This window comes from Anaerobacillus sp. 1_MG-2023 (assembly GCF_030547345.1).
Taxonomy (GTDB): Bacteria; Bacillota; Bacilli; order Bacillales; family Guptibacillaceae; genus Guptibacillus; species Guptibacillus hwajinpoensis_B.
In genome coordinates this window covers 26,678-39,348 of sequence record NZ_JAUORD010000018.1, presented here as the reverse complement: position 1 = coordinate 39,348, position 12,671 = coordinate 26,678, and the positions used below count along the sequence as shown (strand labels likewise).

Annotated in this window: 9 protein-coding genes; all 9 read left to right on the top strand. The window is 42.9% G+C overall.

Features of this window, described 5'->3' with window-relative positions; all coding sequences use genetic code 11:
* The first annotated feature begins 44 nt into the window (after positions 1-44).
* The 9 genes from rplJ to fusA all read left to right on the top strand — a co-directional run bounded on the left by rplJ (position 45) and on the right by fusA (position 12,644).
* Positions 45-545: a 50S ribosomal protein L10 gene (gene rplJ, locus Q4550_RS21355; RefSeq protein WP_160921565.1), complete on the top strand. Its 501-nt coding sequence runs from the start codon at positions 45-47 to the stop codon at positions 543-545.
* Between the two features lie 54 nt (positions 546-599).
* Positions 600-962, top strand: coding sequence for a 50S ribosomal protein L7/L12 (rplL, locus tag Q4550_RS21350; protein WP_303535861.1), 363 nt, complete (start codon positions 600-602; stop codon positions 960-962).
* Positions 963-1,078: 116 nt separating this feature from the next.
* A complete protein-coding gene (locus Q4550_RS21345) occupies positions 1,079-1,678 on the top strand; it encodes a class I SAM-dependent methyltransferase (RefSeq protein ID WP_303535858.1) in 600 nt (199 codons plus the stop codon).
* A gap of 262 nt (positions 1,679-1,940) precedes the next feature.
* Positions 1,941-5,483, top strand: coding sequence for a DNA-directed RNA polymerase subunit beta (gene rpoB, locus Q4550_RS21340; RefSeq protein WP_194220285.1), 3,543 nt, complete (start codon positions 1,941-1,943; stop codon positions 5,481-5,483).
* Between the two features lie 35 nt (positions 5,484-5,518).
* Entirely contained in the window at positions 5,519-9,139 is a 3,621-nt protein-coding gene (rpoC, locus tag Q4550_RS21335; protein ID WP_283153200.1) for a DNA-directed RNA polymerase subunit beta', read from the top strand.
* Positions 9,140-9,225: 86 nt separating this feature from the next.
* Positions 9,226-9,474 (top strand): 50S ribosomal protein L7ae-like protein, encoded by a 249-nt coding sequence (locus tag Q4550_RS21330; protein WP_194220287.1) that lies wholly within the window; start codon positions 9,226-9,228, stop codon positions 9,472-9,474.
* Between the two features lie 112 nt (positions 9,475-9,586).
* On the top strand, positions 9,587-10,009 hold the full coding sequence (rpsL, locus tag Q4550_RS21325; RefSeq protein WP_194220288.1) for a 30S ribosomal protein S12: 423 nt from the start codon (positions 9,587-9,589) through the stop codon (positions 10,007-10,009).
* Positions 10,010-10,048: 39 nt separating this feature from the next.
* Positions 10,049-10,519, top strand: a complete 471-nt coding sequence (gene rpsG, locus Q4550_RS21320) for a 30S ribosomal protein S7 (RefSeq protein WP_194220289.1) — start codon at positions 10,049-10,051, stop codon at positions 10,517-10,519.
* Positions 10,520-10,565: 46 nt separating this feature from the next.
* The gene (gene fusA, locus Q4550_RS21315; RefSeq protein WP_194220290.1) at positions 10,566-12,644 is read left to right on the top strand and encodes an elongation factor G; all 2,079 of its coding nucleotides are present in this window, start codon (positions 10,566-10,568) and stop codon (positions 12,642-12,644) included.
* Positions 12,645-12,671: the final 27 nt, after the last annotated feature.

Here is a 12,671-nt window from a genome sequence, read left to right as displayed (position 1 = left end):
ATATTCCAGGGCGGTATAGATACATTTCTTTAGGAGGTGGAACTATGAGCAGTATAGTTGAACAGAAGAAGCAACTAGTTACGGAAATTGCAGACAAACTACGTGATAGCCAATCAACAATTTTTGTTGATTATCGCGGACTTGATGTTTCTGAAGTAACTGAGCTTCGTAAGCAATTGCGTGATGCAAACGTTGAGTTCCGTGTTTACAAGAACACAATGACTCGTCGCGCGGCAGAAGAGCTTGAACTTACTGATTTGAATGAACACCTTGTCGGACCTACGGCAATCGCGTTCAGCAATGAAGATGTTGTTGCTCCTGCTAAAATTTTGAACAACTTCGCTAAGAATCACGAAGCTCTTGAAATCAAGACTGGCGTAATCGAAGGCGGCGTTGTATCAGTAGAAAAGATCAAAGAACTTGCGGACCTACCAAACCGCGATGGACTACTTTCTATGTTGCTATCTGTGCTTCAAGCACCTATGCGCAATATGGCACTTGCTACAAAAGCTGTGGCTGATCAAAAGGAAGAACAAGGCGCGTAAATACACGGCCTATCAATTGGTATAAATAAAACAAAAATTAAGGAGGATTTACTCATGGGTAACGAGCAAATCATTGAAGCAATCAAAGAAATGACAGTTCTTGAGCTTAACGACCTAGTTAAAGCAATCGAAGAAGAATTTGGTGTAACTGCAGCAGCTCCAGTAGCAGCAGCAGGTGGCGCAGCAGAAGGTGCTGCTGAAGAGCAATCTGAATTTGACGTAGTTCTTGAAAGTGCTGGAAGCAGCAAAATCAAGGTCATCAAAGTTGTTCGCGAAATCACTGGTCTTGGCTTGAAAGAAGCTAAAGAACTAGTTGATGGCGCACCAAGCCCGATTAAAGAAGGCGTTGCTAAAGAAGAAGCTGAAGAGCTTAAAGGCAAGCTTGAAGAAGTTGGCGCAGTAATCGAAGTTAAGTAGTCGTTTGAAACAAAAGCTCGCTTTTAAAAGCGAGCTTTTTGTTATTTGACGCTATTATTTTTGGTTTGGTTATAGGGGTTAGTCTTATAGAAATGACGTTGAAAAGAGGGAAAGCAATGGGTGAACATTATTATACGAAGAATCCGGGTGTGAAAAGCAGTCCGAACAAAATTGATGTGGATTTACGGGGAAGTAAATTTCAATTCACGACTGATTCTGGTGTTTTTTCAAAGAAGGAAATCGATTTTGGGAGTAAACTTCTAATCGAATCATTTGAAGAACCTGAACTTGAAGGGGATATTGTTGATGTTGGATGTGGCTATGGCCCGATCGGCATTTCACTCGCTTCTGAATTTTCAAATCGTTATTTTTATATGCTAGACATAAATGAACGCGCAACAGAGCTTGCGATGAGCAATGCCATTAAGAATCGCGTTCATAATTTGAGCGTTATGGCAAGTGATCAGTTGAATGCCGTAAAAGATAAAACGTTCGCGTCTGTCCTTACGAACCCTCCTATACGTGCGGGTAAACAAGTTGTTCATGGAATTCTTCAAGAGGCCTATGACGTCTTAAAAAAAGGTGGGACGCTTTGGGTAGTAATCCAAAAGAAGCAAGGGGCCCCATCTGCAATAACCAAACTCGATGAAATGTTTGAGCATGTTGAAACCGTCGTGAAAAAGAAAAGATACTATATTCTTAAAGCAGTCAAGTAAAATATGAAAATATCCTTTGACTTCATGGATGGCCTATGCTAATATAATATAATGCCAATGATGGATTTTCCAGGCCTTTTTCACATTCGTGTGCAAAGAGGTATAAAATACCGTCGTCTGGAAAAACTAATATAATCGCTTATAGTTAAGGGGAATTTTTATCAATGCCCTTTTTCTTTTTTTGTCCAACGATAGATTCTTTTTAAAACAGAATATCATTGGGCTAAGAAAATAAATACGCTGGATTTGAGGGGTGAATCATTTGACAGGCCAACTAGTTCAGTATGGACGCCACCGCCAAAGAAGAAGCTACGCGCGAATCAAAGAAGTGTTGGATTTGCCAAATCTAATTGAGATTCAAACGGCTTCTTATCAATGGTTTCTTGATGAGGGTTTACGAGAAATGTTTCAGGATATTTCTCCAATCGAAGATTTCACTGGTAATCTTGTGCTGGAATTTATTGATTACAGCCTCGGTGAACCTAAGTATCCCGTGGAAGAAACCAAAGAGCGAGATGTGACCTATTCTGCGCCTTTACGTGTAAAAGTACGCTTGATCAATAAAGAAACAGGCGAAGTAAAGGAACAGGAAGTGTTCATGGGTGACTTCCCATTAATGACTGAAACAGGTACGTTTATTATTAATGGGGCAGAACGCGTAATCGTATCTCAGCTCGTGCGTTCTCCAAGTGTCTACTATAGTGAAAAGATCGATAAGAACGGCAAAAAAGGATATACAGCTACTGTCATTCCAAACCGAGGAGCATGGCTGGAATTTGAAACTGATGCCAAAGATATTGTCTATGTACGAATTGATCGTACTAGAAAGCTACCAATTACGGTGCTGCTCAGAGCGTTAGGGTTTGGGTCTGATCAAGAAATCATAGATCTCCTAGGTGAAGATGAGTATCTTCGCAATACCCTGGAAAAAGACAACACGGACGGCACGGAAAAAGCGCTTCTAGAAATCTACGAACGCTTACGTCCTGGCGAGCCTCCGACTGTCGATAACGCCAAAAGCTTACTTGATTCTCGCTTTTTTGATCCAAAGCGTTATGATCTTGCGAATGTAGGACGTTACAAGATTAACAAGAAGCTTCATATTAAAAACCGTCTATTCAATCAACGTCTTGCGGAAACGCTTGTTGATCCTGAAACAGGCGAAGTGATTGCAGAAGAAGGCGCGATCCTTGATCGTCGTCTACTTGACAGAATCCTTCCTGCTCTAGAGACTAATGTTGGATTTAAAGACGTTGAGCCTCACGGTGGAGTAATTGAAGATGAGTCTATCGGTCTGCAATCCATTAAGGTATACGCACCTGATGATCCAGAAGGGGAAAGAGTCATTAATGTAATTGGTAATGGTGGAGTCGAAACAGGCGTGAAGAATATTACACCTGGCGACATCATTTCTTCTATTAACTATTTCTTTAACCTTCTACATCAAGTAGGTAACACAGATGACATTGATCACCTTGGTAACCGTCGTCTTCGTTCTGTAGGTGAACTACTTCAGAACCAATTCCGTATCGGTTTATCTCGTATGGAACGTGTCGTTCGTGAACGTATGTCTATTCAGGATACGAACGTTATTACGCCTCAGGCGCTAATCAACATTCGTCCTGTTATCGCTTCTATTAAAGAATTCTTTGGTAGCTCTCAGTTGTCCCAGTTTATGGATCAGACAAACCCGCTAGCTGAGTTAACTCACAAGCGTCGTTTATCTGCTCTAGGACCTGGTGGTTTAACACGTGAGCGTGCTGGCTTTGAAGTTCGTGACGTACATTACTCCCACTATGGCAGAATGTGTCCGATCGAAACGCCGGAGGGACCAAACATCGGACTTATTAACTCATTGTCATCTTATGCGAGAGTTAATAAATTTGGCTTTATTGAAACGCCATACCGCAGAGTAGATCCTGAAACAGGTAAAGTGACGGAGTTTATTGACTACCTAACTGCTGATGAACAGGATAACTACGTTGTGGCACAGGCAAATGCAAAGCTACACGATGATGGTTCATTCCAAGACGAAGATATTGTTGCTCGTTTCCGTAGCGAAAACATTATCATCGCTCGTGAAAAAATTGATTACATGGACGTATCACCGAAACAGGTAGTTTCGGCTGCAACGGCTTGTATTCCGTTCCTTGAGAACGATGACTCCAACCGTGCGCTTATGGGTGCGAACATGCAGCGTCAAGCTGTACCTTTGATGGTTCCTGAAGCACCAATTGTCGGAACAGGTATGGAGCATGTTAACGGAAAAGATTCCGGTGCTGCTGTTATTTGTAAGCATGACGGTCTTGTCGAGTTTGCATCTGCTGCAGAAATTCATGTTCGTCGTATCTCCGTCATTGATGGACAGGAAGTAAAAGGCGATCTTGATCGTTACAAATTGCTTAAATTCATTCGTTCCAACCAGGGAACGTGTTATAACCAAAAACCTATTGTTGTTGAAGGCGATCGCGTTGTAAAAGGAGAAATCCTTGGCGACGGACCTTCAATGGAAAAAGGTGAAATGGCCCTTGGGCGTAACGTCCTAGTCGGATTTATGACATGGGAAGGTTACAACTATGAGGATGCTATTATTATGAGCGAACGTCTTGTAAAAGATGACGTTTATACCTCAATTCACATCGAAGAGTACGAATCAGAAGCTCGCGATACGAAGTTAGGACCTGAAGAAATTACTCGTGACATTCCGAACGTTGGGGAAGACGCATTGCGTAACCTTGATGAACGCGGAATTATTCGCATGGGTGCTGAAGTGAAAGATGGAGATATCCTCGTTGGTAAAGTTACTCCTAAAGGTGTAACAGAGCTAACTGCTGAAGAACGTCTACTTCATGCAATCTTTGGAGAAAAAGCTCGTGAAGTTCGTGATACTTCTCTACGTGTACCACACGGCGGAGATGGTATTGTACTTGATGTGAAGATCTTTAACCGTGAAGACGGCGATGAGCTTCCTCCAGGAGTAAATCAACTTGTTCGTGTTTATATTGTCCAGAAGCGTAAGATTCATGAAGGAGATAAAATGGCGGGACGTCATGGTAACAAAGGTGTAATCTCTAGGATTCTTCCTGAAGAAGATATGCCATACTTGCCTGATGGAACTCCGATCGATATCATGTTGAACCCTCTAGGTGTTCCTTCTCGTATGAACATTGGACAGGTACTAGAGTTGCATATCGGTATGGCCGCACGTGCACTTGGAATTCACGTAGCAACACCGGTATTTGATGGAGCTCGTGAAGAAGACGTATGGGAAACACTAGAAGAAGCAGGAATGCCACGTGATGGTAAAACTGTTCTTTACGATGGTCGCACAGGCGAACCATTTGACAACCGCATTTCTGTCGGTGTCATGTATATGATCAAACTTGCTCACATGGTCGATGACAAGCTTCACGCACGTTCTACTGGACCATATTCACTTGTTACGCAGCAACCGCTTGGTGGTAAAGCACAATTCGGTGGACAGCGTTTCGGTGAGATGGAAGTATGGGCACTCGAAGCATATGGTGCTGCATACACCCTTCAAGAGATTTTGACTGTGAAGTCGGATGATGTTGTTGGACGTGTTAAGACTTACGAAGCAATCGTAAAAGGCGAAAATGTTCCTGAGCCTGGTATTCCAGAATCGTTTAAAGTTCTAATCAAAGAATTGCAGTCGCTTGGTATGGATGTCAAAATGCTAGCAAGTGATGAGCAAGAAATTGAAATGAAAGAGTTAGACGATGAAGAAGACCAATCCAGTGAGAAATTAAACTTGAATGTTGGGTCAAATCAGGCGAGTGAGTAAGGGTTAAACCTGAATTCTAAAGGGAGGTAGGCCCCTTGATAGATGTCAATAAATTTGAGTATATGAAAATCGGTCTGGCGTCACCGGCTAAAATCCGCTCTTGGTCAAGAGGAGAAGTTAAGAAGCCAGAAACCATTAACTACCGTACCTTGAAGCCAGAGAAAGATGGTCTTTTCTGTGAGCGAATCTTTGGACCCACAAAAGACTGGGAATGTCATTGTGGGAAATACAAACGTATCCGTTATAAAGGAGTCGTTTGTGATCGCTGCGGTGTTGAAGTAACACGTGCAAAAGTCCGTCGTGAGAGAATGGGGCACATCGAGCTTGCTGCTCCTGTCTCTCACATCTGGTACTTTAAAGGCATTCCAAGTCGTATGGGACTTGTTCTCGACATGTCTCCACGTGCATTAGAAGAAGTTATTTATTTTGCTTCTTATGTTGTCACTGAAGCTGGAGACACACCGCTTGAGAAGAAACAACTTCTTTCTGAAAAAGAATACCGTGCATACCGTGAAAAGTATGGCAAAACATTCTCTGCAGAAATGGGTGCGGAAGCAATCCGCAGACTACTGTTTGATATCGACCTTGATAAAGAAGTAGATATCCTTAAAGAAGAGCTCAAAACTGCACAAGGTCAACGTAGAACTCGTGCGATTAAACGTCTTGAAGTACTTGAGGCATTTCGTGGTTCAGGAAATAACCCGTCATGGATGATCTTAGATGTTCTTCCGGTTATACCTCCAGAGCTTCGTCCTATGGTACAGCTTGACGGCGGACGATTTGCGACATCGGATTTAAACGATCTGTATCGTCGTGTAATTAACCGCAATAATCGTTTGAAACGTTTGTTAGATCTTGGTGCTCCTAGCATTATCGTGCAGAACGAGAAGCGTATGCTTCAAGAAGCTGTCGATGCCCTTATTGATAACGGCCGTCGTGGTCGTCCGGTAACAGGTCCTGGTAACCGTCCTTTAAAATCTCTTTCTCACATGCTGAAAGGGAAGCAAGGTCGTTTCCGTCAGAATCTACTAGGTAAGCGTGTTGACTATTCAGGTCGTTCCGTTATCGTTGTAGGTCCTCACTTGAAGATGTATCAATGTGGACTTCCAAAAGAAATGGCGCTTGAATTGTTTAAACCTTTCGTAATGAAGGAGCTTGTATCAAAAGGCCTTGCACACAACATTAAGAGTGCGAAGCGTAAAGTAGAAAAAGTTCACCCTGAAGTTTGGGACGTTTTGGAAAACGTAATTAAAGAACATCCAGTTCTTCTAAACCGTGCACCAACGCTTCACAGACTTGGTATCCAGGCGTTTGAACCAATTCTAGTTGAAGGGCGTGCAATTCGTCTTCACCCACTCGTGTGTACAGCTTACAATGCTGACTTCGATGGTGACCAAATGGCCGTCCACGTACCGTTGTCTGCTGAAGCGCAAGCTGAAGCACGTATCTTAATGCTCGCAGCACAGAACATTCTAAACCCGAAAGATGGTAAACCAGTTGTTACACCGTCACAGGATATGGTTCTAGGTAACTACTACCTTACTATGGAACGTGAAGGAGCAATTGGTGAGGGTTCTGTTTACAAAGATACAAATGAAGCATTAATTGCATACCAGAATGGATTTGCACATCTTCATTCTCGCGTAGCAATCCCTGCTGCATCATTGAATAAATCTGCCTTTACTGAAGAGCAGAACAAGCAATTGCTTGTGACAACGGTTGGTAAGTTGATTTTCAACGAAATTCTTCCGGAGTCATTCCCATATATTAATGAACCGACGACAAATAACCTTGAAATCGCCACACCGGAAAATTACTTCCTTCCTCACGGAGTGAATGTGAAAGAAGAAATTGCTCAGCGCGAATTGATTTCACCATTTAAGAAAGGTATTCTTGGTAAAATCATCGCCGAGGTGTTTAAGCGATTCAAAGTGACTGAAACGTCTCGTATGCTTGACCGCATGAAAGATCTTGGTTTCAAATTCTCAACTAAAGCTGGTATTACCGTTGGTGTAGCTGACGTAGTGGTACTTGCTGAGAAACAAGAAATTGTTCATGAGGCTGAAGAGAAAGTCGAAAAAGTTCTTAAGCAATTCCGTCGTGGTCTTATTACCGACGACGAACGTTATGATCGTGTTATTGCGATTTGGAGTAGTGCGAAAGATCGTATCCAGGAAAAACTAATGAATCGACTCGAAAAAGACAACCCAATCTTTATGATGAGTGATTCAGGTGCCCGTGGTAACGCATCTAACTTTACTCAGCTCGCAGGAATGCGTGGATTGATGGCAAACCCATCTGGACAGATCATTGAACTTCCAATCAAATCCAGCTTCCGCGAAGGTCTAACAGTACTTGAGTACTTTATTTCAACACACGGTGCTCGTAAAGGTCTTGCCGATACGGCCCTTAAAACAGCTGACTCAGGTTACCTTACTCGTCGTCTTGTTGACGTGGCACAGGATGTTATTGTTCGTGAAGACGATTGTGGTACGGATCGCGGCCTTGAAGTTAGTGCGATTAAGAATGGAAATGAATTAATCGAAGGATTGTTTGACCGTCTTGTTGGCCGTGTTGCCTTTAAGAAAGTTAGACATCCTGAGACGAACGAAGTTCTTGTTGAGAAAAACAACCTAATTACAGAAGACATCGCTACTGAAATTGTAGAAGCTGGTATTGAGAACGTCTATATCCGCTCTGCCTTTACTTGTAGCACTAGTCACGGCGTTTGTAAGAAGTGTTATGGACGTAACCTTGCAACAGGTACTCGTGTAGAAGTTGGTGAAGCAGTTGGAATCATCGCTGCTCAATCAATCGGTGAACCAGGTACACAGTTGACAATGCGTACATTCCACACAGGTGGTGTTGCCGGAGACGATATTACTCAGGGTCTTCCTCGTATCCAGGAGCTATTTGAAGCACGTAACCCTAAAGGTCAGGCTGTTGTTTCTGAACTTGATGGTAAAGTGATTGATTTGGCTGAGGTGAAAGAGAAGAAAGAGATTGTCGTTCAAGGTGAAACTGAAACAAGAAACTACCCTGTACCATACGGCGCTCGTTTGAAAATAGTTGTAGGAGATGAAGTGAAGGCTGGTCAACCTCTAACTGAAGGTTCGATTGACCCTAAACAACTTCTAACTATTAGTGGTATTGACGGCGTTCAAGAATACCTACTTGCAGAAGTGCAAAAGGTTTACCGTATGCAGGGTGTTGAAATTGGCGATAAGCACGTTGAAGTTATGGTTCGTCAGATGATGCGTAAAATTCGCGTCATTGATGCGGGCGATACTGAAGTGTTGCCAGGATCCCTTATCGATATTCACCAGTTTAAAGGTGTTAACCGTAAAGTTCTTAAACAAGGCGGCTTACCTGCAACTGGACGTCCGGTTCTTCTTGGTATTACTAAAGCATCTCTTGAAACTGAATCATTCTTATCAGCAGCATCCTTCCAGGAAACAACTCGTGTCCTAACCGATGCAGCTATCAAAGGTAAGCGTGATGAGCTACTTGGTCTTAAGGAAAATGTTATTATCGGTAAACTTGTTCCGGCAGGTACTGGTATGCAACGTTACCGTAGAATCAACGTAGCAGGTGAAGCACAAGAGGCTGAAGAGCTTTTAGAACAAGAAGAAAGTGCGTTAGTTAGTCAAGAATAAACAGGGGAAGTGTTGACATCGGAAGTACAGGGTGATATTATATCCAAGGTGCTTCCGATAATCCTGTTACTTTGGAGGATATGTTCTTGTCTTATGAAAAAGTATCACAGGCAGATGAATTAATTATCGGAACGAAACAAACTCTAAAGGCCCTCCAGATTGGAGAAGCGAAGGAAGTTTTCATCGCTGACGACGCTGATCGCAGGGTAACTTCTAAAGTTGTTGCACTCGCCGAAGAGAAAAGCATACCAGTTTACCGAGTGGATTCTATGAAGAAGCTAGGTAAGGCATGTGGAATCGAAGTAGGCGCAGCAACAGTTACGATAAAAGCATAACCGTTTTTACCAGGCTAGGCTTGACCTGCCAGGTAAAAACTTTCCTTTTATCTATACATGAACCACCTGGATGTGTGGGCTTGCTATTAACAAAAGAAGGGAGGAAAACAAAATGCCAACTATTAACCAACTTGTTCGCAAGGGACGTGTTTCTAAAACAAAGAAATCCGATTCTCCAGCATTGAACAAAGGATATAATAGCTTCAAAAAGTCTCATACTGATCTTTCATCTCCACAAAAACGTGGTGTGTGTACTCGTGTAGGTACGATGACTCCTAAGAAGCCGAACTCCGCATTGCGTAAATACGCTCGTGTTCGTCTTACTAACGGAATTGAAGTAACTGCTTATATCCCAGGTATCGGTCACAACCTTCAGGAGCACAGTGTAGTGCTAATCCGCGGAGGACGTGTTAAAGATTTACCGGGTGTACGTTACCACATTGTTCGTGGTGCGCTTGACACTGCAGGGGTTAACGATCGTAGACAAGGTCGTTCTAAATACGGTACTAAGAGACCGAAACCAGCTAAGAAATAATAGCTATTAATTAACTAAAACATGAAAGGGGGTTAACCCATGCCACGTAAAGGTCCAGTAGAACGTCGTGACGTATTACCAGATCCAATTTACAAATCCAAGCTAGTTACTCGCCTGATCAACCGCCTTATGGTAGACGGTCAGAAAGGTAAAGCTCAACAGGTGCTATACAAAGCATTTGATCTTATTCAGGAACGCACAAACACAGAGGCTATGGAAGTATTTGACCAAGCGATGAAGAACGTTATGCCAGTACTTGAAGTACGCGCTCGTCGTGTTGGTGGTGCAAACTACCAGGTTCCAGTTGAAGTACGTCCAGATCGTCGTACAACTCTAGGTCTTCGCTATCTTGTGAACTATTCCCGTCTTCGCGGTGAAAAGACAATGGTAGAAAGACTTGCTAACGAAATTATGGATGCTGCTAACAACACAGGTGCTTCTGTTAAGAAGCGTGAAGAACAGCACAAAATGGCTGAAGCTAACAAAGCATTTGCTCACTACCGTTGGTAATCAGCACACAACCCAAATCCCTTTATAAAAGGAAGGAGAAATACTAATGGCAAGAGAATTCTCCTTAAGAGATACACGTAATATCGGTATCATGGCTCACATCGATGCTGGTAAAACAACAACTACTGAGCGTATTCTTTTCTACTCAGGGCGTATCCACAAAATCGGTGAAACTCACGAGGGTGGATCACAGATGGACTGGATGGAGCAGGAGCAGGAGCGTGGAATCACGATCACTTCTGCTGCTACCACTGCCCAGTGGAAAGACCACCGTGTTAACATCATTGACACGCCTGGTCACGTAGACTTCACAGTAGAAGTTGAACGTTCATTGCGTGTATTGGATGGAGCAGTTGCAGTACTTGATGCACAATCTGGTGTTGAACCACAAACAGAAACTGTTTGGCGTCAGGCTACTAACTACGGCGTACCGCGTATCGTATTCATTAACAAAATGGATAAACTCGGAGCAGACTTCCTATACTCCACAGGTACACTAACTGAGCGTTTACAAGCTAATGCACACCCTATTCAGCTACCAATCGGTGCTGAAGATGACTTCGAAGGAATCATTGATCTCATCACAATGGAAGCTTTCTATTATCTTGATGATCTTGGTTCACGTACAGAATCACGCGAAATTCCTGCTGAATACAAGGAACAAGCTGAAGAGTATCGCACGAAGCTTATTGAGGCTGTAGCTGAGCTTGAAGAAGACCTTATGATGAAATATCTTGAAGGTGAAGAATTGACAGTTGAAGAAATCAAAGCTGCAATCCGTAAAGGAACTTGTAACGTTGAATTCTATCCTGTACTTTGTGGTTCTGCATTTAAGAACAAAGGCGTTCAGCTTGTTCTTGATGCTGTACTTGACTACCTGCCTTCACCACTTGATGTTCCAGCAATTAAAGGTCATCTAAAAGATTCTGAAGAAGAAGTAATTCGCACAGCTGACGATAATGGTCCTTTCTCTGCACTTGCATTTAAAGTAATGACTGACCCTTACGTTGGTAAGCTTACATTCTTCCGTGTTTACTCAGGAACGCTTTCTTCCGGTTCTTATGTTAAGAACTCGACTAAAGATAAGCGCGAACGTGTAGGCCGTATTCTTCAGATGCACGCTAACTCTCGTGAAGAAATCTCAACTGTTTACGCAGGAGATATCGCAGCGGCAGTTGGTCTGAAAGATACTTCTACTGGTGACACTCTATGTGATGAAAAGGATACTGTTATCCTTGAGTCTATGGACTTCCCAGATCCAGTTATCTCAGTAGCAATCGAGCCTAAGACTAAGAGTGACCAGGATAAAATGGCTGTAGCTCTAGCTAAGCTTGCTGAAGAGGATCCAACTTTCAAAACTGAAACAAACGAAGAAACTGGCCAAACGATCATTTCTGGAATGGGTGAACTTCACCTTGATATCATCGTTGACCGTTTACGTCGTGAGTTTAAAGTTGAAGCAACTGTTGGTGCACCTCAGGTTGCTTACCGCGAATCAATCCGTAAAGCCGGTAAGGTTGAAGGTAAATTCGTACGTCAGTCCGGTGGTCGTGGACAATTCGGACACGTATGGGTTGAATTTGAACCTAACGAAGAAGGCGCTGGATTTGAATTTGAAAACAAAATTGTCGGTGGTGTTGTTCCACGTGAATATATCCCTGCAGTTGAAGCAGGACTTCGCGATTCAATGGCCAACGGTCTGCTTGCAGGCTACCCACTAATCGACGTGAAAGCTCGTCTTGTTGATGGATCTTACCATGACGTTGACTCAAACGAAATGGCATTTAAGATCGCGGCATCTATGGCTTTGAAAAAAGCTAAGACTGTTTGTGACCCTGCTCTTCTTGAGCCTATGATGAAAGTTGAAGTTGTAGTGCCAGAAGAATACTTGGGAGACATCATGGGCGATGTAACTAGCCGTCGTGGACGTGTTGAAGGTATGACTGCTCGCGGAAACGCTCAGGTTATTAACGCGTTCGTACCACTTTCAGAAATGTTTGGTTATGCAACTACGCTTCGCTCACGTACACAAGGTCGTGGTACTTATACAATGACTTTCGATCACTACGAGCAAGTACCTAAATCAATTTCTGAAGAAATCATTAAAAAAGCTACAGGCGAATAATTGTAGCAAACCAACTTTTGTTGTAAT